At 55.2% G+C, this 20,616-nt stretch carries 18 protein-coding genes; 11 read left to right on the plus strand and 7 right to left on the minus strand.

Annotated elements, in window-relative coordinates; translation table 11 throughout:
- Positions 1-133 precede the first annotated feature (133 nt).
- From FOM92_RS04330 to FOM92_RS04360, 7 genes are read left to right on the plus strand one after another with little or no spacing between them, the layout of a single operon-like run.
- Positions 134-1,774, plus strand: a complete 1,641-nt coding sequence (locus FOM92_RS04330) for an electron transfer flavoprotein-ubiquinone oxidoreductase (RefSeq protein ID WP_143775536.1) — start codon at positions 134-136, stop codon at positions 1,772-1,774.
- Entirely contained in the window at positions 1,749-3,392 is a 1,644-nt protein-coding gene (locus FOM92_RS04335; protein WP_143775537.1) for a tetratricopeptide repeat protein, read from the plus strand. Before FOM92_RS04330 ends, FOM92_RS04335 begins: the two co-directional genes overlap by 26 nt.
- Positions 3,392-4,228 carry a 4-(cytidine 5'-diphospho)-2-C-methyl-D-erythritol kinase gene (locus FOM92_RS04340; RefSeq protein WP_143775538.1) on the plus strand — a complete coding sequence of 279 codons (837 nt, stop codon included), beginning with the start codon at positions 3,392-3,394 and terminating at the stop codon, positions 4,226-4,228. Before FOM92_RS04335 ends, FOM92_RS04340 begins: the two co-directional genes overlap by 1 nt.
- Entirely contained in the window at positions 4,225-4,971 is a 747-nt protein-coding gene (locus tag FOM92_RS04345) for an N-formylglutamate amidohydrolase (RefSeq protein WP_246087142.1), read from the plus strand. The genes FOM92_RS04340 and FOM92_RS04345 overlap by 4 nt, the downstream gene beginning before the upstream one ends.
- Positions 4,972-4,997: 26 nt before the next feature.
- Positions 4,998-6,719, plus strand: coding sequence for a dihydroxy-acid dehydratase (ilvD, locus tag FOM92_RS04350; RefSeq protein ID WP_143775540.1), 1,722 nt, complete (start codon positions 4,998-5,000; stop codon positions 6,717-6,719).
- Positions 6,706-7,116: a hypothetical protein gene (locus tag FOM92_RS04355; RefSeq protein WP_143775541.1), complete on the plus strand. Its 411-nt coding sequence runs from the start codon at positions 6,706-6,708 to the stop codon at positions 7,114-7,116. Before ilvD ends, FOM92_RS04355 begins: the two co-directional genes overlap by 14 nt.
- A 30-nt stretch (positions 7,117-7,146) precedes the next feature.
- On the plus strand, positions 7,147-8,352 hold the full coding sequence (locus tag FOM92_RS04360) for a class I SAM-dependent RNA methyltransferase (RefSeq protein ID WP_143775542.1): 1,206 nt from the start codon (positions 7,147-7,149) through the stop codon (positions 8,350-8,352).
- Position 8,353: 1 nt separating this feature from the next.
- Here the strand turns inward: FOM92_RS04360 and FOM92_RS04365 are convergent, their stop codons facing one another.
- The 5 genes from FOM92_RS04365 to FOM92_RS04385 all read right to left on the minus strand — a co-directional run bounded on the left by FOM92_RS04365 (position 8,354) and on the right by FOM92_RS04385 (position 12,998).
- The gene (locus FOM92_RS04365) at positions 8,354-8,797 is read right to left on the minus strand and encodes an MAPEG family protein (RefSeq protein ID WP_143775543.1); all 444 of its coding nucleotides are present in this window, start codon (positions 8,795-8,797) and stop codon (positions 8,354-8,356) included.
- A gap of 11 nt (positions 8,798-8,808) precedes the next feature.
- Complete coding sequence (locus FOM92_RS04370) at positions 8,809-9,228, minus strand: MAPEG family protein (RefSeq protein WP_342778159.1); 420 nt, start codon at positions 9,226-9,228, stop codon at positions 8,809-8,811.
- 73 nt (positions 9,229-9,301) lie between these two features.
- Complete coding sequence (locus tag FOM92_RS04375; protein WP_143775545.1) at positions 9,302-10,507, minus strand: type III PLP-dependent enzyme; 1,206 nt, start codon at positions 10,505-10,507, stop codon at positions 9,302-9,304.
- Positions 10,508-10,635: 128 nt separating this feature from the next.
- Positions 10,636-11,790: a carboxynorspermidine decarboxylase gene (locus FOM92_RS04380; RefSeq protein WP_143775546.1), complete on the minus strand. Its 1,155-nt coding sequence runs from the start codon at positions 11,788-11,790 to the stop codon at positions 10,636-10,638.
- Entirely contained in the window at positions 11,790-12,998 is a 1,209-nt protein-coding gene (locus FOM92_RS04385; protein WP_143775547.1) for a saccharopine dehydrogenase family protein, read from the minus strand. Before FOM92_RS04385 ends, FOM92_RS04380 begins: the two co-directional genes overlap by 1 nt.
- 53 nt (positions 12,999-13,051) lie before the next feature.
- Between FOM92_RS04385 and FOM92_RS04390 the strand changes: the two genes are divergently transcribed.
- Positions 13,052-14,029, plus strand: a complete 978-nt coding sequence (locus FOM92_RS04390; RefSeq protein ID WP_143775548.1) for a threonine ammonia-lyase — start codon at positions 13,052-13,054, stop codon at positions 14,027-14,029.
- On the opposite strand, the gene hemA is transcribed toward FOM92_RS04390, so the two are convergent.
- Complete coding sequence (gene hemA, locus FOM92_RS04395) at positions 14,026-15,246, minus strand: 5-aminolevulinate synthase (protein ID WP_281285554.1); 1,221 nt, start codon at positions 15,244-15,246, stop codon at positions 14,026-14,028. The genes FOM92_RS04390 and hemA overlap by 4 nt on opposite strands.
- A 127-nt stretch (positions 15,247-15,373) precedes the next feature.
- On the minus strand, positions 15,374-16,177 hold the full coding sequence (gene murI / locus FOM92_RS04400; protein WP_143775550.1) for a glutamate racemase: 804 nt from the start codon (positions 16,175-16,177) through the stop codon (positions 15,374-15,376).
- Positions 16,178-16,278: 101 nt separating this feature from the next.
- Between murI and plsY the strand changes: the two genes are divergently transcribed.
- The 3 genes from plsY (at position 16,279) to topA (ending at position 20,600) form a co-directional block, all read left to right on the plus strand.
- Positions 16,279-16,878 (plus strand): glycerol-3-phosphate 1-O-acyltransferase PlsY, encoded by a 600-nt coding sequence (gene plsY, locus FOM92_RS04405; protein ID WP_143775551.1) that lies wholly within the window; start codon positions 16,279-16,281, stop codon positions 16,876-16,878.
- 9 nt (positions 16,879-16,887) lie between these two features.
- Positions 16,888-17,979 (plus strand): DNA-processing protein DprA, encoded by a 1,092-nt coding sequence (dprA, locus tag FOM92_RS04410; RefSeq protein WP_143775552.1) that lies wholly within the window; start codon positions 16,888-16,890, stop codon positions 17,977-17,979.
- Positions 17,980-18,059: 80 nt separating this feature from the next.
- Positions 18,060-20,600, plus strand: coding sequence for a type I DNA topoisomerase (topA, locus tag FOM92_RS04415; RefSeq protein WP_143775553.1), 2,541 nt, complete (start codon positions 18,060-18,062; stop codon positions 20,598-20,600).
- The last annotated feature ends 16 nt before the right edge of the window (positions 20,601-20,616 follow it).

The following is a 20,616-nucleotide window of genomic DNA, read 5'->3' on the forward strand; positions in this document are numbered from 1 at the left end:
TTGCCCCTGTTGCTCCATATTTCCCTTCAGACACCGGTTGACGGCGGGGTCAATTGCTTGGCATGGCAATATTCCGCAAGCTGTTCGGTAATCAGGATGGCCTGAATAGATGATGGGGTAAAGGAAAAAGGCGATGAGTGAACGGGAATCGATGCCTTATGACGTGGTCATAGTCGGGGCAGGGCCAGCGGGTCTTTCCGCAGCGATCAGGATTAAGCAGAAATCCCCCGAAACGAGCGTTTGCATCCTTGAAAAAGGTTCGGAAGTTGGTGCCCACATTCTTTCAGGTGCGGTCATTGATCCCAAGGCTTTGGACGAGCTTGTTCCGGACTGGCGTGATCAGGGTTGCCCGCTTGCCGAGGTGCCGGTGAATGATAACCAGCATTGGGTGATGACGAAGACGGGCAAGTTTAATGTGCCGCATTTCCTGACCCCAGGCTTTATGCATAACAAGGGCACCTATACCGGGTCTCTCGGAAATCTTTGCCGCTGGCTGGCCGGTCAGGCAGAGAATTTGGGTGTCGAAATCTTCCCCGGATTTTCGGCTGCCGAAATCCTGTATAACGAAGATGGGACCGTGAAGGGTGTAGCGACCGGAGATATGGGTATCGCCCGCGATGGTAGCCACAAGGCCGATTACATGCCGGGGATGGAACTCCACGCCAAATACACATTTTTTGCAGAAGGTGTACGGGGCCATCTCACGAAGCAGTTGAAGCCCAAATTTGCGTTGGATGCCAATTCGGAGCCACAGGTTTATGGCATCGGGATCAAGGAATTGTGGGATATTCCGCCGGAGCAGCATCATGCGGGGCGTGTCATCCATAGCCAGGGCTGGCCGCTGAGCGATGCCAATGGTGGTGCATTCCTCTACCATCAGGCCAATAATCAGGTGGCGTTGGGATTTGTCGTCTGGCTGAATTATTCCAACCCCTATTTGTCGCCTTTTGAAGAGTTGCAGCGCTGGAAAACCCACCCTGAAATCAAGAAAATCCTCGCTGGCGGCAAGCGCGTATCATACGGCGCACGCGCCATTAGTGACGGCGGGTTCCAGTCGGTCCCGAAGCTCACTTTCCCCGGTGGCGCATTGATCGGATGCACCGCGGGCTTCCTGAACGTCCCGCGCATCAAGGGTACACATACGGCAATGAAGTCGGGAATGCTGGCTGCTGATGCTGCCGTTGAAGCATTGTCGGCAGGTCGTGAGCATGACGAACTGATCGCCTATCAGGCCGGTTATGAAAATAGCTGGATTTACAAGGAACTGAGTATCGTCCGTAACGTCCTCCCGCTGGTGGAAAAATATGGCAATTTCTGGGGCACCATGCTGTCCGGCGTGAATATGTGGCTTGAAAATTTTGGCATAAAAATGCCGTTTACGATGAAGCATCATCCGGACCACAAGGCGCTGAAAAAGAAGACTGCGGCGACACCAATCGACTATCCCAAGCCCGATGGGGTATTCAGTTTTGACAGGCTGTCATCCGTATTCCTTTCGAACACCAACCATGCAGAAGATCAGCCTGTGCATTTGCAGGTCAAAAATCTTGAACTGCAGAAAAGCAGCGAATTCGACGAATTTGCAGGACCTTCGACCCGCTATTGTCCTGCAGGCGTTTATGAGTGGATCGAGGAAGCCGGAAAAGAACCGCGGTACCAGATCAACTCCCAAAACTGCGTCCATTGCAAAACTTGCGACATCAAAGACCCGAACCAGAATATCAATTGGGTATCTCCGGAGGGTGGCGGTGGGCCAAACTATCCAAATATGTAAAGCCTCGCTGGGCGTCGCGTTACTGGCTTTGCCAGTCGGCGCCCAGGCAAAGACCGAGAGTTTCGCCGATCAGTATGTTGCGGCGCGCGTTGCTGAAATCGGGGAGCAGGATCGCCTTGCGGTGCAGGGTTATCTGAAACTGCAGGCACGGATACCCGAAAGCGATATTCTTGCAGACCGCCTGTTTGATGCGTCTGTTCGTGCTGGTGATATGACAGCCGCCGTTCGTGCTGCACGGGCGCGGTCGCTTGCCAAACAAGGGACTGCTGAAACGGCACTTTTGCTGTTCGCCGATGCGTGGCGGCAGCGTAATTTGGACATGGCGGATTTGGCGGCTGATGAACTTGCATCGCGCGGAAGTCTCGCATTCATGTCGCCGGTACTGAAGCAATGGGTATCGATCCGGCGCGGCGATGCACCGGAATTTGCGGAGGTCGACCCTGCCGTTAATGGCGTGCTGGCCTATTACACAACCGATCAACGCATCTATTTTGATCTGGCGACCGGTCGATTGGCAAAGGCGAAACTGGGCTTGCGTTCTATTGCATCCCAGTCGGGCGATTATGTCCGGAATGTTCTGTTAGCCGGCGCAGAAGTCCTCTCCGGACCCAAGGATGACCCAGCATTCGCGCAAGCGCTGATGCGCGCAGCCGTGGGCACTTCGTCCGCAATGCAATCAGTTCCGAAGTCAGGTGGCAGATTGTCGCCCGACACGGGGTTGTCTGCCTTCTATGGCCGAATTTCGGCAGCGTTGGTTGAACAGAACCAACCTGAAGAAGGTCTGGTATTGGCACGTATTGCAACCTGGCTGGTACCAGAAAGTGTCGAGATGAAGCTCGCCCTTGCGAACGCATTGCAGGCAAACGCTTTGCAAGCGGAAGCGCTCCAGTTGCTGGCAACAGTGCCAGTGGAATCGCCATTATACTATTCGGCTTTTGAGAAGCGGGTCGATTATATGATTGCCGCGGGTCAGATCGAAAATGTCCTTGCTCTGACCAAATCAGAGTTGGCACGAAATCCGAAATCGGTCGCCACGCAATTACTTCGTGCGCGCGCTTTGCAGGCGGGCGGCAACACATCAGAGGTTGTGGCAATCTACAGCCAGATGACCCAGTCAGATGATTTTGCCACGCTGCCACCCCGTCAACAGGCGAGTTACCGTTTGTTATTGGCCTCCGCACTGGATCAGGCGAATAACTGGCCTGCCGCAAAGATTGAACTGGAAAAGTTGCTGATAGCGGATCCCAATAATGCGCAAGGGTTGAATTATCTGGGCTATGCCCTGCTGGAACGCGGCGGGGACAAGACAAAGGCCTTTGCGCTGGTCAGGCGTGCCTATGATATCAATCCGGAATCGAGTGCAATCACCGACTCGCTTGGCTGGGCTTATTATCTTCAGGGCAATGTAACGGCGGCGCTGCCTTTGCTTGAAAAAGCGGCGAAGGCTGCTGGTCCTGACGTTGCCATCAATGAACATCTCGGGGATGTATACTGGACAGTCGGGCGCCGCCGTGACGCTCGTTATGCCTGGCGCATCGCCAGTTACGGCACGGAAGGCGAAACGGCGGACCGCCTTTCACGCAAGATCGACATTGGACTGAACGGACGCACGCCCTAATGGCCGTTCATCACGCGACGGCCTATGCCAAGATCAATCTGGCGCTCCATGTGCGTAAAAGACGTGCGGATGGTTATCACGAGTTGGAAACGGTATTTGCGTTTCTCGATCAGGGCGATTCACTCTGGATGGAGCGCGCCGAGCAGTTTTCGCTGAAAGTGGAGGGACCGTTTGCCAGCAATCTGGAGGCGGATGATTGCACGGATAATCTGATTTATCGCGCCGCGAGATCATTTGGCGACGGGACCATTCCGAATGTGAGTTTCCGGTTGGACAAAAGACTGCCGATAGCTGCCGGATTGGGCGGCGGTTCGGCTGACGCAGCAGCAGCTCTTCGTTTGCTGAATGAAAATTATGGTGCGCCAGTCGGTTCAGAACGTCTCCATGCGATAGCCGCGCAATTAGGGGCTGATGTTCCGGCATGTATCGACAGTGTGGCCGTCGTTGGCCGCGGAACGGGAACCGACCTCGAACCAATACAAAATGATGTCAGCGGATTATACTGCCTGCTCGTGAATCCGAACATCGCAGTTGCGACCGGTCCTGTATTCAAGGCATGGGACGGTGTCGACCGCGGGCCTATGCCGGAAGGATCAGCAAAGACGATTTTGCTGCATGGCCGGAATGATCTGGAACCCATGGCACTCGACATGTGCCCGGAAATCGGAGAAATTCTACGGCGACTGGCGGCCGCCAATCCCATAGTTTCACGCATGTCCGGATCGGGCGCAACCTGTTTTGCGCTGTTCGATAATGCCGATGACCTTGTGCGGACGTCGAAGGAATTTTCACGACAATATTCCGGATGGTGGACAATGAGTGGACGTTTGCGGTGAAAGATCAGCCTTATAGAATAGTAGGCGAACCGGATCGCGGCGGCCTGTTGATTGTTGGTGACCACGCATCCAACCGAATTCCACAGGGCGTTGATCTTGGAATAGCGACACCTGAACTTCATCGCCACATTGCATGGGACATTGGCGTCGCCGATGTGGCAGAGTTGATTGTGGGGCAATATCCTTGTGCTGCATTTTTGGGAAATGTCTCGCGTTTGGTGACAGACCTAAACCGGTACCCTTCCGATGCGGACGTCGTGCCAAAACAAAGCGATGGCCTTTTCATTCCCGGTAACGACCTCTCTGAAGAGCAGCGGGAGGATCGTATCGAACGTTATTTCGTGCCTTATCACGACAAATTGACTGCAATCCTGTTTGAGCATCGACCGACGCTTATCCTGTCGCTGCACAGCTTTACGCCGTCTCTCGCAAGCCGTCCGAAAGAACAGCGTCCATGGGAGGTCGGGGTATTGTATAATGATGCCGAAGAACCATCCAAGCATGCCATCGCCTTTCTGGACAACGCGGGTATATGTGTCGGTGACCAGTTGCCCTATTCGGGAAAAATTCTGAACGCGACAATGAACCGGCATGCAGAGGCTAATGCTATTCCATATGTCGGCATAGAACTGCGCCAGAATGAGGTGGATCACCGGGCCGGTCAGGAAAGATTCGCACGCATTCTGATTGAAATGTGCCATTATGTTTCAGAAAAGCTTGGCTTGGGGCTGCAAAAGCCATAGAGGCGCGGCAGGATCAGGAGTTCAAAATGCCGCATCACTTTGACAAAACAAAATTGCCCAGCCGCCACGTCTCAGTTGGGCCGGAACGCGCACCGCATCGGAGCTATTACTACGCCATGGGCCTGACCGCCGAAGAAATTGCGCGGCCGTTTGTCGGTGTGGTTTCCGCAGGCAATGACAGTGCGCCGTGCAACACGACATTGGATGCGCAGGCTGATATAGCGCGCAAGGGTGTGGAGCAGGGTGGCGGCATGCCGCGACGGTTTAACACCATCACCGTCACCGACGGGATTGCCATGGGTCATCAGGGAATGAAATCCTCCTTGATCAGCCGTGAGGTAATTGCGGATTCGGTCGAATTGTCGGTTCGCGGCCATTGTTATGACGCGCTTGTCGGTTTCGCAGGTTGCGACAAATCACTTCCTGGCATGATGATGGCGATGCTGCGGCTGAATGTCCCATCGATCTTTGTATATGGCGGGTCGATCCTTCCCGGACGTTATCGGGACAAGGATGTTACCGTCAAAGACGTTTTTGAAGTTGTCGGTAAATATGCTGCGGGAGCATGCCCTTTATCCGAAGTTGAAGAGCTGGAGCGTGTTGCCTGTCCGGGGCATGGCGCATGTGGCGGGCAATATACCGCCAACACAATGGCCTGCGTAGGCGAAGCAATCGGCCTTTCGCTGCCGAACAGCAATATGGCACCTGCGCCCTATTCCACCCGCGACCAGATTGCCCATGCCGCGGGAGTGCAGGTCATGGATTTGCTCGCAAAGAACATCCGTCCACGGGACATCTGCACGCGCGAAGCGTTTGTTAATGCGGCGCGGATCGTTGCGGCGACAGGTGGCTCCACAAATGGCGCTCTACATTTGCCTGCCATGGCCCATGAAGCCGGCATTGCGTTCGATTTGTTTGACGTTGCTGAAATATTCAAAACCACACCCTATATGGCCGACCTGCAACCCGGTGGCCAGTTTGTCGCGCGCGACATGTATGATGCCGGCGGTGTCTATATGCTGATGAAGTCGCTGCTTGAAGAAGGGTTGCTGCACGGCGAATGCATGACGGTGACGGGTAAGACGCTCGGTGAAAATATTGCCGAGATTACATGGAATCCGAACCAGAAGGTCATCTATCCCGCCAACGCCCCCATTACACCGACAGGTGGTGTTGTGGGTCTACGGGGTACGCTTGCTCCTGACGGTGCAATCGTAAAGGTTGCCGGAATGGAACGGTTGAAATTCACCGGTCCTGCCCAAGTGTTTGATTGCGAGGAAGATTGCTTTGCCGCGGTCGAAGCCCGCGAAATTCGCGAAGGTTCGGTCATTGTAATCCGATACGAAGGTCCAAAGGGCGGCCCGGGCATGCGTGAGATGCTGTCTACGACAGCTGCGCTTTATGGGCAGGGCATGGGTGAAAAAGTTGCACTGATTACCGATGGACGTTTCTCCGGCGCGACCCGAGGCTTTTGCATCGGTCATGTCGGTCCCGAAGCCGCCGATTGCGGCCCCATCGCCCTGATTGAAGATGGCGACGAAATTGTGATCGATGCCGATTTGGGAATCATCGACCTGAACGTTGCCCCTGAAATACTGGACGAGCGGCGGAAAAACTGGAAACCGCGTGCAACCGATTATGCATCGGGCGCATTATGGCGTTATGCCCAGAATGTCGGACCTGCTTTTCAGGGTGCTGTGACACATCCAGGCGGCGGTGCCGAGACCCATGTCTATGCAGACATCTAGAGCCGCGTTTCTCCTGTCACTGGCTTTAACGCTCGCTGCCTGTAGCGGTGCGGACGACCTTGATCAGGCAGAACGCGACGCGGCCGAGGAGGCTGCCGCCGCTGGCAAAGTCGAATGCGCCCTTGCCGGAGCAACTACATTCGAACGTGTTTGTACAACGGAGCAGATCGGCAGCAGCGAGGGCATGTTGCTGATCATTCGTCACCCCGACGGAGGATTTCGGCGCTTTGACATTTTGACCGATGGTCGTGGCCTTGCTCCTGCGGACGGTTTTGACGAAACCCGCATTACCGTGCTGGATGAAGGCATGATTGAAGTGCGTTCGGGCGACGATAAATATCGGCTGCCTGCGCAGATAAAGGGTGCAGACACCGATCAGGGCAAAGACGCAGGTTGATTGCTGACGGCTTCACGGGCATGGGGCGCTATGACCGTTAGTGAAGAAATCATCAGGGTAGCCGCCCGCGGAGATGGTGTGACCGCAGAGGGCCGCTATGTTGCCCATGCCGCCCCTGGGGACCGGCTCGATCCCAAGGGTGGCTTGATCCATGGCCCCCATCACGCGACGCCGCCGTGCCAGCATTTTCCTTTATGCGGTGGGTGCCAGTTGCAGCATCTCGATGAAGAGAGTTTGCGCGGCTTTATTGCAGATCGTGTGACCCATGCTTTGGCAACGCAACAGGTTGATATCGGCGAAGTCATGCCTGTCCATTTGTCGCCACCGTCGACACGGCGGCGCATAGCCGTGCGATCCGCCTGGGCGGGCAAACAATTACAGCTGGGTTTCAGCACAGAAAAAAGCCACCGGATCATTGATTTGCGCCAATGTGACGTCATGGCGCCGCAATTATTTGCTTTGCTCAAGCCGCTACGGGAATTGCTGGGGCCACGGCTGAACCGGGCAAGACAAGTTCAGATCAAAATGGCGGTGGTGGACCAGGGAACAGATGTTCTCATCGAAAACTGGATCGCCTATGATCTTGATACGCATGAGACGCTGTCGGAATTTGCAAAAGCGCATCGTCTTGCCCGCCTGTCGCTAGACGAAGGCTATGGCCCCGTGCCGTTTTGGGAGCCTGAACCTGTTACCATTACCCTGAATGCTGTTCCTGTGGCCTATCCACCTTATGGATTTCTTCAGGCTACCCCCGATGGTGAAGCAGCACTTGTGGCGGCGGTGCATGAGATTGCAGGTTCGAAGACCATTATCGCCGACTTGTTTGCAGGTCTGGGTACTTTTGCACTATCATTCGATAATCGCCAGAAAGTTTACGCGGGCGAGGCTGATCGTGAAGCTATAGCAGGCCTGAAGGCCGCCGCGGGCAGGGCCGGTAGAGCGGTTTTTGCCGAGCACCGGGATCTGTTCCGGCGTCCACTCAGCTTTGAGGAATTGAACAAATTCGAGGTGGTAATTCTCGACCCGCCGCGTGCGGGCGCCAAGGAGCAGATTGCCCAACTTGCGGCGTCAAAAGTTCCCGACATTGCCTATGTCAGTTGCAACCCTGCAAGCTTTGCGCGTGATGCCAAAACACTTGTTTCTGCCGGATACAGGTTGCAGCGGATCTGGCCGGTGGGACAGTTCCGCTGGTCAACCCATATCGAGCTGGTCGGGCATTTCAGCCGTCCAGCCTGATTTAATGCATGAAGATCGCCATTGCTGCATGCGTCACCAGCATCATCAGGGCTATGGTTGAAAGCACAAACAGCAAAAACCGGACGACTACCCGGTTGACCAGTATCTGCACCAAACTATGTGCGATACGCAGTCCGACATAAGCCCATGCAATGGTGGCATTCAGGCCGTCACCCTGTCCGATAATCGCAAGCACTATTGAAATTGCATAAAAGACTGTAGGGGCTTCGTGGAGGTGATTATAGTTATCAGCGACCCAAGACGCCTTGATCTCGCCCTTTGCGGTCAAATCACTCCGTAAGCCGCCACCTGTCGATCCGACCATGTTGACGCCATCGATTCCGGCACGGTTCATGGCAGGAATACGCGTCGCATACATCCAGATCCAGACGATCATTGTCCATATGGCCAGTGCGACCACTGGCTCCAATATTGCACTTGTCATTGTCATTCCCCCTAAAGTGTTGCGAGTACCGCGTGTACCGCCAGAAACAGCAGGCACAATGTCGATGTCAGAAAGATCGCAAACCGAACCATGACCTTGTTGACCGTTGATTGGTAGATCGAATGGATGATGCGCAGGATCACATAGGCCCACGCCGCGATGACGGTGATGGGCGTGGCGGTTCCCGTTAGGAACAGGATGAACACCGTCGGATAGAATATGGTCGGCTGTTCCATTAAATGCGAATAGTTATGCGATTTCCAAGCCGCCGATGGAGGTAGCTTGGGATCGATATCCTGACCACGAAGCCCCGGTGCGACGGGCTCTTTATTGCCGAGCTTTGCGGCGGCGCTGAAGCGCGCATAGGCAAGCCAGAACAACATGATCAACGACCAGAGAACCAGCACCGCAGCGGGTGTTAATATAGACATGCCCATAGATTTCCCTCCTCAATTATGAACATTGAGGAGGGTGCGTCACCGCTATTCAATTGTCAATTGCAGCCTATTTTTTAGACGCGCGTGCGTGGCGGTTTGTGTCGCCGACATCATTGGCTGCCGACCGTGAGTAAAGCGTGGCCATAGGCTCATCTTCAACCACTACGGTTTCAGTTTCGCCAAAACCGTTGAATTCAGTCCGCATGGCACATCCATAGGCACCAAGCATGCCGACCTCGATATAATCGCCTGCCTTAACATCATCCGGCAAGACAAATGGACCTGCCATATGATCCATATCGTCGCAGGTTGGACCATAAAAGCTGAACTCAGCCATTTGTGTGCCGATCGAAGTGTCCGAACGTTGCAACTGGACAGGGAAACGCCAGCCCACATGCGCGGCATCAAACAGCGAACCATAGGCACCGTCATTGATATACAACTCGTCCCCGCGGCGCTTTTCGACGCGGACCAGAAGAGACGCATACTCAGCGCACAAAGCCCGGCCAGGTTCGCACCACAATTCGGCGGAGTAGCTGATGGGAAGGTCTTCAAATGCGTTGTGGATCACGTCGAAATAGGTTTCGAGCGGGGGAGGTTCCATACCCGGATAAACCGAAGGGAAGCCGCCACCCACATCGACAATGTCGACCGTTACAGATGCCTGTACGATCGCCGCACGAACATGTTCCATCGCATCGGCAAATGCGGCGGGTGTCATGGCCTGACTGCCAACGTGAAAACAGATGCCCAGAGAATCCGCGACCTGACGGGTTGCGACCAAAAGATCGGCGACTTCCGAAGGGTCGGCACCAAATTTCGATGCAAGGCTTAGCTTTGCATGTTCGGACGAAACGCGGATCCGCACGCACAATTCCAGATCCGTTGCGCCGTTGGTGGCACGAACGATCTTCTCAAGCTCGTCATGGCTGTCGAGGCTGAACGTCCGGACACCATGATTATGATAGGCCTGTGCGATAGCGCGTTCCGACTTCACGGGATGCATGAAGCAGAGTTTCGCGTCAGGCAGGAATTTGTTCACCAGCCGGACTTCACCCAGCGATGCCACATCAAAATGGGTGATCCCGGCATCCCACAGCAGCTCAAGCAGCGCGGGCGAAGGATTGGCCTTCACGGCATAAAGCGACTTTCCCTGAAACTTCTCAACGAAGAAACGGGCGGCGCGCGTCGCAGCGTGCGGGCGAAGGAGCGTGATTGGTTCGTCCGGGCGAAGGGCGCGGACTACAGCAAGTGCGTCAGTGTTCTCGTACAACTCAAGGGACCCCCAAAAAATAAACGGAAACAACAAGGCTGCCTTGCGGTTATTGGAAGTCCCCCTGGGGCAGCGGATGAGCGCATTATGAAAAACAGGGGGGGTTGTAAAGCGATTCGCGCAGTTTTTTAGCTGAGGCGGTCGCGGAACTCGGTCCAGTCGAACTGGCGTACGCATTTCAGTTCATCGGTCTCGCTATTCCAGAGCCAAATGGATGGCAAAGGTACTCCGTTAAAGGTGTTCGTTTTCACCATGGAATAGTGCGCCTGATCGAGAAAGGCGAAGCGTGTTCCGGGCACTGCCTTTGTTGGCAAGCGGTAATCTCCGATGATATCGCCCGCCAGACAGGATGGCCCGCCCAGTCGGATGACAGGACCATCATCCCGCTCACCGAGCATTGCCGGTCGATAGGGCGCCTCAATAACATCGGGCATGTGGCAGGTCGCACTGATGTCGGTTATTCCGACACCGACGCCATTTTCAAATACATCAAGCAGCTCGCCCACCAATATCCCTGCATCCAGCGCTACGGCCTCCCCCGGCTCCAGATAAATATCCAGGCCGGTTTCCGCGCGGACTGATTTCAGGAAATCGATCAGCTCTTCGCGTTGATAATCTGCACGGGTAATATGATGGCCGCCGCCAAAATTGAGCCATTTGATCTGGTCAAAATAAGGCGCAATTTTGGGTTTCAGGGAATCCCATGTCCGTTTGAGGGGAACGAAATCCTGTTCGCACAGCGTATGAAAATGCAGTCCCGATACGCCATCGAGATGCTCCGGCTTCAGCTGGCTGACAGGAAAGCCTAGGCGTGATCCAGGGGAACACGGGTCATATTTAGCGACCTCACCTTCGGCATGCTCCGGATTTATGCGTAGGCCGACATCGGTGCTATCGTTCAGGAAAGCAGTAAAGCGTCGGTGCTGATTAGGACTGTTGAAAATCACATGATCCGAAATGCCTACAATCTCCGCCATATCGGCCTCTTTGTAGCCGGCGCAATAGGTCGCAATTTCGCCGCGATATTTCTCATTTGCCAGTCGAGCTTCCCACAGGCCGCTGGTGCAGACGCCATCAAGATACTCGCCGATGACCGGTGCCAGTTCCCACATGGAAAAGGCTTTCATGGCGGCCAAAATCTTGACTCCAGATCGTGCCTTTACATCTGCCAGAATGGCAAGGTTACGACGTATGGCAGCCTCATCCACCACAAAGGCAGGGGAAGGGACACGATGAAGATCGAAATGCGCAAAAGCGCCGGGATCACCCGCTTTGGTTTCCATTAGAACTGCAAAGGTCCATCAAGTTCCTTCACCTGCCAAGGCAAGCCGTGTGCGTTCAGCATGTCCATGAAGGGGTCGGGATCAAACTGCTCCATGTTCCAAACACCCGCGCCGGTCCATTTGCCGGTCACCAGCATTGCCGCGCCGATCATCGCGGGAACGCCCGTTGTGTAGCTGACAGCCTGGTTGCCGGTCTCGGCATAAGCGTCTTCGTGATCGCAGATATTGTAGATATAGAGCGTCTTCTCTTTGCCATCCTTACCGATGCCGGTCGCGATGCAGCCGATATTGGTCTTGCCTTTGGTCGTCGGGCCTAAGCTCGCCGGTTCCGGTAGAACGGCTTTCAAGAACTGCAATGGAATGATTTCCTTGCCTTCGTACATAACTGGATCAATCCGCGTCATGCCCACGGCCTGAAGGACGTTAAGATGGGTGATATAGGCATCGCCAAAGGTCATCCAGAACCGGATCCGCTTGATCTCGGGCAGGTGGGTTTTCAGGCTTTCGATTTCTTCATGATACATCAGATACATGTTCTTCGGGCCAACGCCTTCGAAATCGAAACTCTGCTTTACCGACATTGGCGGGGTTTCGACCCAATCGCCATTTTCCCAATGCCGCGCCACGGCCGTCACTTCGCGGATGTTGATTTCCGGATTGAAATTGGTGGCAAAGGCCTGACCGTGATCACCGCCATTGCAATCCAAAATGTCGAGCGTGTCGATCCGGTCGAAATGATGCTTTTTCAGATAGGTTGTGAACACGCTGGTGACACCGGGGTCGAACCCGGAGCCGAGCAGTGCGGTCAGGCCGGCGTCTTTGAAACGGTCCTGATATGCCCATTGCCAATGATATTCGAATTTTGCGACATCCAGTGGCTCGTAATTGGCCGTGTCCATATAATGCACGCCTGCCGCCAGACATGCTTCCATGATATTGAGGTCCTGATATGGCAAGGCAAGGTTCACAACCAATGCCGGTTTGATGCTGTTCAGCAGCGCTGTTGTGGCGGCGATGTCATCGGCATCCAGGCCGTAAGTGTCGATGTCCACGCCTGTGCGGGACTTTACCGACTCCGCAATTGCGTCACATTTGGATTTTGTCCGGCTCGCAAGGCTGATGTGGCTGAATATGTCAGTGTTCATCGCCATCTTGTGGACTGCCACCGAACCTACGCCGCCTGCGCCAATTACCAACACCTTGCTCATTCGCCCGTTCCTTTTATCAGGGATTCGTTAGCGCACGCATATAGGGGCCTTTTATGACAGAACAAGAATTGCTCTCGCCAAATCGCAAGCCTAGCCGTGAGGGCGTGCTGCGTGCAATGGATAAGGTAGCAGAAATACTGCCCCAAACACCACTTTTGCCCTTGGACGTCGACGGGGTCACTTTGTGGTGCAAGGCCGAGATGCTTCAGCCAATCGGCGCCTTCAAAATACGGGGTGCCTGGCATCGTTTGACCGATTTAACACAAGAGCAGCGCAGCAAGGGCGTCGTCGGCGTTTCCAGCGGGAACCATGCGCAAGGTGTGGCTTGGGCAGCAAAGCGCTTGGGCGTCGCGGCAACCATTGTCATGCCTTCCAATGCCCCCAAGATGAAATTGGCAGCAACGCGCGCGCTGGGTGCAAATGTAGTGCTTTATGATCGCGCAACCGAATCGCGCGATGCTGTCGCTTCCGAATTGATCGCCCGTAATGGCGGCACTTTGGTGCACGCCTTTGGCGATCCATGGGTAATCGAAGGGCAGGGCAGTGCCGGCCTGGAAATCACGGCCCAATTGCAAGCCTTTGGCCATGACGGGCCTGACCAGATCGTCGCCTGTTGTGGTGGCGGAGGCCTTGCCGCAGGGCTTTCCTTAGCGTGCCCTGATGCCGAGATGGTAATTGTCGAACCCGAAGGATGGGACGACATTATCCGTTCGCTCGACGAAGGCAAAATACTGCCTGTCGAGGATCTGACATATCCTACCCAATGCGACGCGCTTCAGACGCCGCAGACATATCCGATTAACTTTGAAGTCTTGCAGCGCAGGGTTTCAAAAGGCGTTACGGTATCCACGCAAGAGGTCGCCGCAGCCATGCGTCTCGCATTTGAAAAACTGCACCTTGTCGTTGAACCGGGCGGAGCTGTTGCGCTTGCAGCGGTCCTGGCCGGAAAAATCCCGTTGAAACCCGTAACCGCCGTGACGCTTTCAGGCGGAAATGTGGATCGCGAGACCTTTGTTCAGATGATCGGCTAGGCTGCCTGGGCTACGCGCAGTTCAAAGCGCTCCCAGATTTCTACCAGGGCGTCGGTCAGTTCACGCATCATGGTTTCATCATGTTGCGGACCCGGCGTAAAACGAAGGCGTTCGGTACCGCGCGGCACGGTCGGATAGTTGATCGGCTGCACATAAACGCCATATTCGGCCAGCAACGTGTCGCTGATCTTCTTTGCTTTGACCGGATCTCCGACCATCAAGGGGACGATATGCGTGTTGCTCATCATCACGGGAAGCCCGGCATCGGCAAAAAGCTTTTTCAGCATAGCCGCATTGGCTTGCTGCGCATCACGTTCTTCGCTGGATGCTTTCAGATGTTTTACAGCTGCCAGCACACCTGCCACCAGAACCGGCGATAGCGACGTCGTAAAAATGAAGCCCGGCGCATAGCTGCGGATGACGTCGACGATTTTCTGGTCGGCGGCAATGTAACCGCCCATAACGCCAAAGGCTTTCCCAAGTGTTCCTTCGATGATTGTAACGCGGTCCGCCACTCCGTCACGCTCGGTAATACCGCCACCGCGTGTGCCGTACATGCCGACAGCATGCACTTCGTCGCAATAGGTGAGAGCGTTATATTTGTCGGCCAGATCGCAAATGGCCTCAATCGGAGCCACGTCACCATCCATGGAATAGACGCTTTCAAACGCGATCAGCTTAGGCGCTTCCGGATCATCCGCAGCCAGCAATTCTTCCAGATGGGCGAGATCATTGTGGCGCCAGACGCGTTTTTCGCATCCTGCGTTCCGGATACCGGCGATCATCGACGCATGGTTCAGCTCGTCGGAATAGATGATGCAGCCGGGCAAAACCTTGGCCAACGTCGACAGGGTCGCGTCGTTCGAAACATAACCCGAGGTGAAAAGCAAAGCGCTGCCCTTGCCATGCAGGTCCGCGAGCTCTGCTTCCAGTTCCACATGGTAATGGGTGTTTCCGCCGATGTTCCGTGTGCCGCCTGATCCAGCGCCAACATCATGCAAAGCATCTTCCATAGCGGAGATGACCTTGGGGTGCTGTCCCATGCACAGATAGTCGTTTGAGCACCATACCGTAATCGGCTTGGGACCATTATGTCCGGCAAAACAGCGCGCATTTGGGTAGGCACCCTTGTTGCGCAGAATGTCTATGAAAACGCGGTAGCGACCCTCGGCATGGAGACGGTCGATAGCTTTTTCGAAAACAGCATCATAATTCACGGAACATAACCCCGATTTGCGCTGCCGAAGCAGCATTTAGTCGCCCATAATCGCCGGAAATCTAAAAATCCAGCGCGAACGACTTGCAATAACCGTCGTTCGGATATGCTCTATCGGAAATTATTGCTTAGAGTGATTTGATCTGGGTCAAACCGTAGGAATGTAGCGCTGCCCGTAAATTCTCGACATCGGCCAGTGGTCCCGTTGTCACAAAGATACCTTCAGACGCTTCATCCGGCCAATCCTGTCCTTCCGTCAGATGACATATTCGCCGCGCTATTCCCTGAGAGCCATCCACGAAACGCATTTTAGGGCAAGCCATCGACAACTCATCCTGCACAAGTGGGAAATGCGTACAGCCGAGCGCCGTTACATCCAGCCGGTCCCCGTCGGGAAGCAAGGTCAGGCCTTGCATCGCTCGCAAAAAAATCGCCGGATCAGGCGTTTCCCCGCGTAGCTTGCTTTCGGCTGCATGCACAAGTTCCGGCGCAGCATGGCGTAACAAAGTCATGCCGGGTGCATGCGCCGTTTGCAGGCGGTCAACATAGGCCTGCCTTATCGTCGCGGCCGTGCCTAGCAGGCCGATAACGCCTGTATGCGTGGATTCTGCTGCCGGCTTGATCGCTGGTACCGTGCCAACCACCGGCACATCCAGCGCCGCGCGAACATGCGACAGCGCAATGGTGCATGCGGTATTGCACGCGATTGTAACAAGCCGTGGCCGGTACCGCTCGACCAGGCGCCCAAGCAGCGCGGGCACACGCGCCATAATCTCAGCCTCGCTCTTGGTGCCATAAGGCAATCCAGCGTAGTCAGCCGCGTAGATGATGGGTGCTGTCGGCAAACTTTGCCGTACGGCCTGAAGCACGGAAAGGCCGCCGATCCCGGAATCGAAAAACAATAGCGGGGCGTCTTTGTCGATCGGAGGCATAGGAGTGTGTTATCTGTGGCAAGAGTATATGGCAACCCATGCTCCCTTGAGCCTGTAGAACAAAACAGCTACATAATACAGTAAGTTAGAGGATTCGGAACATGACAACCTTTTGGCTCAATACGATTATTGCGTTGGTTTTGGGCTATGGGCTTGGCTCCATTCCGTTCGGGCTCCTGCTGACAAAGGCGGCGGGCGGAGGTGATATCCGTTCCATCGGCTCGGGCAACATCGGTGCAACCAACGTACTGCGTACCGGGCGGAAGGGACTCGCGGCGCTGACCTTGGTTCTCGATTTGCTTAAGGGCTTTGCCGCCGTCTGGGTCGCGAACCATCTTCTCCCGGGTGGAGAACTCGCCGCGGCCGCAGGGGCCTTTTTTGGTCATCTCTACCCCGTGTGGCTCAAATTTAGGGGCGGCAAAGGGGTGGCTACCTATGCAGGCATCATGTTCGGCCTCTTTTGGCAGGGAGGTGTCGTTTACGCGATCACTTGGATCGGCGCCTTGCTCATTTTCCGCATATCGTCTGTGGGCGGATTGCTGGCGGCGCTGATGGCCCCGATCGCCGCTGCCTATTTTGACCGCTATGATCTGGTACCGCTCCTGTGCGCGTGTACGCTGATCATATTCTGGAAGCATCAGTCCAATATTCGCAATCTGGTCAATGGCACCGAACCCAAGATCGGCAAAAGCAAAGACTGATCCTGTCCTATGCCGAACGGCAAAGATGTCATTGATAAACTGCGCCTGATCCGGACGCCGCATATCGGTCCTGTGTCCTACCGACAGCTTTTGGGACGGTTTGGCAGTGCAGGCGCGGCGCTGAATGCGTTGCCAGAACTTGCTATGCGTGGCGGGGGCAGGAGTGTCGCTATCGCGAGCCGGGCGATGGTGGAAAAGGAAATCGAATCCGTTGCGGCTTTGGGAGGCCGCCATTTATTCATCGACGAAACGGACTATCCGCAAGGGCTTTTGCATATCGAAAATGCCCCGCCGGTTTTGACGGTCAAAGGGAGGATGGATCTGCTGGATCGTCCGTTGGTGGCGATGGTTGGTGCGCGCAACGCATCGGCGGGCGCTTGCCGCTTTGCACGGACCCTGGCGTTTGATCTTGGGCAAGGCGGCATAACCGTCGTGTCCGGACTGGCCCGCGGAATAGACACAGCCGCCCATGTTGGATCGCTCGATACCGGTACGGTCGGCGTCATAGCCGGCGGAATGGATATCTATTACCCACCTGAAAACCGCGAATTGCAGGATGCTATTGCCGATAATGGATTGTTGATCGCCGAACAGCCGCCACATACCGAACCGCGTGCCCGACATTTCCCATATCGCAACCGCATCATTGCCGGTTTGGCCAGAGGCACAGTGGTCATCGAGGCCGCTCCCAAATCCGGATCGCTGATTACGGCACGCCTGGCCGCAGACGCTGGCCGGGAGGTCATGGCTATTCCGGGGTCGCCGCTGGATCCGCGATCGCATGGATGCAACCAGTTGATACGCGAAGGGGCAACCCTCGTACAGAATGCATCCGAGATTGCGGAGCTGATCATGCCTCTGGACGGCCGTATGACGTTTAACGCGTCACCGCCACAGCCTGTGCAGCTTTCATTTGAAGGCGAGAGCGAACCTGCCCGTCGTGCTGTCGCCGACCTTTTGGGAATGAACTATGTTGCGGTTGACGAACTGGTGCGCCAATCAGGCGGCAGTCAGGCAGTGGTCCAAACCGTTTTGCTTGAGCTGGAATTGTCCGGAAGACTGGAAAGGGGAGCAGGCGGAAAAGTGCGATTGACAGCATGAATTTTTTGGCTTGACGGCACACTGTTAACCCCATCAGCCTATACGCGTACGCGAGAGATTTTGGAAAAGTTCATAATATCATGCAATTAGTCATTGTTGAATCACCTGCCAAAGCCAAGACAATCGAGAAGTATCTGGGCTCCGGATACAAGGTGCTGGCGTCTTACGGGCATATTCGGGATTTGCCACCGAAGGACGGTTCGGTTGATCCAGACAATGGTTTTGAAATGCTGTGGGATAATTATGGCGACAAGGCGAAACAGCTAAAGGCGATTACTGACGAAGCAAAAAAGGCAGATGGCCTGATCCTTGCGACCGATCCTGATCGCGAAGGTGAGGCTATCAGCTGGCATGTCCAGGAGGTGCTGGCGAAGAAGAAAGCGCTCCCCAAAAATGTGGGGCGGGTAACATTCAACGCGATTACCAAAGCGGCTGTGACCGAAGCGATGGAGCGGCCACGCGAGCTCGATATCGACTTGATCGATGCCTATCGTGCCCGTCGCGCGCTTGATTACCTCGTCGGATTCACACTTTCACCTGTGTTGTGGCGTAAGCTGCCCGGCGCAAAATCTGCTGGACGTGTGCAATCCGTGGCGCTCCGCCTTGTTGTTGAACGCGACCGGGAAATCGAGGCATTTCGTCCGCAGGAATATTGGTCCGTAAAGGCCAATATGGAGCATAAGGGCCAGAAATTCGATGCGCGTTTGACCCGCCATCTTGGTGCCAAGCTCGACAAGATGGATCTTAAAACAGAGGGCGAGGCTGAGCAGGCACGCCTCGCGGTCGAGACGGGGACTTTCCACGTAGAAACGGTGGAAACAAAACCAGTCACCCGCAATCCGCAGCCGCCATTCACCACCTCTACATTGCAACAGGAAGCCGCCCGAAAACTCGGCTTTTCGGCGAGCCACACCATGCGTATTGCGCAGGGCCTCTACGAAGATGGTGCCATTACCTATATGCGTACCGACGGCGTTCAAATGGACGGTAGTGCCATTTCCGCAGCACGGAAAACCATCTCGGACCGATTTGACAGTGGTTACCTTCCGGAAAAACCACGCATCTATCAAACCAAAGCCAAAAATGCGCAGGAAGCGCACGAAGCGATCCGTCCAACCGACTTTGCCAAAGACAAGGCAGGTTCCGGCGATCATGGCAGGCTTTATGACTTGATCTACAAACGGGCGATGGCGAGCCAGATGGCGTCGGCGCGTTTGGAACGCACGACTGTGGATATGCTCGACGGCACTGGGCAAACCGGCCTTCGCGCAACCGGCCAGGTCATGAAATTTCCAGGATTTCTTGCTGTTTATGAAGAGGGACTGGACGACAGCGAGGGTGAGGATAGCGCGATATTGCCGCCGATGACGACAGGCGATGCGCCTGCGAAACATTCGGTGGAAAAGACCCAGCATTTCACCCAACCGCCGCCCCGCTTTTCCGAGGCGACTTTGGTCAAAAGATTGGAAGAACTGGGTATTGGCAGGCCTTCAACCTATGCATCGACCATCCAGGTGCTAAAGGACCGGGCCTATGTCCGCGTCGAGAAAAACCGTTTCTTTGCAGAGGAATCGGGGCGCTTGCTCACCGCATTTCTGGAACGTTTTTTTGAACGCTATGTGGCTTATGACTATACCGCCGGTTTGGAAGACCAGCTGGATGATATCAGTGGTGGCCGTGCCCAGTGGCAAGCATTTCTGGAAAGTTTTTGGCGCGATTTCAAACCGAAGACCGTAGAGGTAATGGACCAGAAGCCGTCGGATATCACGGCCGAACTCGACAAGTTTTTGTCGCCCTACCTCTTCCCCGAACGTGAAGATGGCAGCGACCCGCGTCTATGTCCAAAATGCGGTGAAGGCCGGCTTGCCCTGCGCGGTGGACGATTTGGCGCTTTTGTGGCCTGTTCCAACTATCCGGATTGCAAATATACCCGCAAATTCGCGCAACCCGGCGGCGACAACGGAGAGGATACTGGACCGGAAGTTCTGGGTGTCCATCCTGAAACCCAGTTGGAGGTCAGCCGAAAATCGGGACGCTTTGGTCCTTATGTCGAAATGGGCGAGGGCAGGGATGCCAAACGTGCCTCAATCCCGAAAGATGTACCGGCAGAGGATTTTGATCTCGAATGGGCGGTCAAGTTGCTGTCGCTTCCGCGCACAATCGGTCTCCATCCCGAAAGTGGGGAGCCGGTGACGGCATCCATTGGACGATATGGACCATATCTGGCGCATGCCGGGAAATATGCGCGCCTTACCTCGACCGCAGAAGTATTTGAAACGGGCATGAATAGCGCGGTCGTGAAGCTTGCCGAGGCGGCGGCAAATCCCGGTCGCGGCCGTGGCGCAGCGCGCGCACCTTTAAAAGAGCTCGGAAAGCATCCGCGTACCGATGCTGAAATCAAGCTGATGGAAGGTCGCTTCGGTCCCTATGTGACTGACGGGACAACGAATGCGACGCTGCCCAAATCGATTGCGCCAGACGCCCTCACGCTGGAAGAAGCGGCGCAATTGATCGATGCACGGGCAGCCATGCCGGCAAAGGGCAAAGCGAAAAAGAAAGCGGCACCTAAGAAAAAGGCGCCTGTTAAAAAGGCGAAAAAGGAAACCGCCAAGGCCAAATGAGATGGGGTAGCCTAGG

The sequence above is a fragment of the Sphingorhabdus contaminans genome (assembly GCF_007280415.1).
GTDB classification, from domain to species: Bacteria; Pseudomonadota; Alphaproteobacteria; order Sphingomonadales; family Sphingomonadaceae; genus Sphingorhabdus_B; species Sphingorhabdus_B contaminans.

What these genes read in the sequence shown, in the direction of transcription:
- FOM92_RS04330 (WP_143775536.1), top strand. Translation starts at nt 134, where the DNA reads ATGAGTGAACGGGAATCGATGCCTTATGACGTGGTCATAGTCGGGGCA.
- plsY (WP_143775551.1), top strand. Translation starts at nt 16,279, where the DNA reads ATGACAACCTTTTGGCTCAATACGATTATTGCGTTGGTTTTGGGCTAT.
- FOM92_RS04390 (WP_143775548.1), top strand. Translation starts at nt 13,052, where the DNA reads ATGACAGAACAAGAATTGCTCTCGCCAAATCGCAAGCCTAGCCGTGAG.
- FOM92_RS04340 (WP_143775538.1), top strand. Translation starts at nt 3,392, where the DNA reads ATGGCCGTTCATCACGCGACGGCCTATGCCAAGATCAATCTGGCGCTC.
- ilvD (WP_143775540.1), top strand. Translation starts at nt 4,998, where the DNA reads ATGCCGCATCACTTTGACAAAACAAAATTGCCCAGCCGCCACGTCTCA.
- FOM92_RS04355 (WP_143775541.1), top strand. Translation starts at nt 6,706, where the DNA reads ATGCAGACATCTAGAGCCGCGTTTCTCCTGTCACTGGCTTTAACGCTC.
- FOM92_RS04365 (WP_143775543.1), bottom strand. Translation starts at nt 8,797, where the DNA reads ATGACAAGTGCAATATTGGAGCCAGTGGTCGCACTGGCCATATGGACA.
- dprA (WP_143775552.1), top strand. Translation starts at nt 16,888, where the DNA reads ATGCCGAACGGCAAAGATGTCATTGATAAACTGCGCCTGATCCGGACG.
- FOM92_RS04370 (WP_342778159.1), bottom strand. Translation starts at nt 9,228, where the DNA reads ATGTCTATATTAACACCCGCTGCGGTGCTGGTTCTCTGGTCGTTGATC.
- murI (WP_143775550.1), bottom strand. Translation starts at nt 16,177, where the DNA reads ATGCCTCCGATCGACAAAGACGCCCCGCTATTGTTTTTCGATTCCGGG.
- FOM92_RS04385 (WP_143775547.1), bottom strand. Translation starts at nt 12,998, where the DNA reads ATGAGCAAGGTGTTGGTAATTGGCGCAGGCGGCGTAGGTTCGGTGGCA.
- FOM92_RS04380 (WP_143775546.1), bottom strand. Translation starts at nt 11,790, where the DNA reads ATGGAAACCAAAGCGGGTGATCCCGGCGCTTTTGCGCATTTCGATCTT.
- FOM92_RS04360 (WP_143775542.1), top strand. Translation starts at nt 7,147, where the DNA reads ATGACCGTTAGTGAAGAAATCATCAGGGTAGCCGCCCGCGGAGATGGT.
- topA (WP_143775553.1), top strand. Translation starts at nt 18,060, where the DNA reads ATGCAATTAGTCATTGTTGAATCACCTGCCAAAGCCAAGACAATCGAG.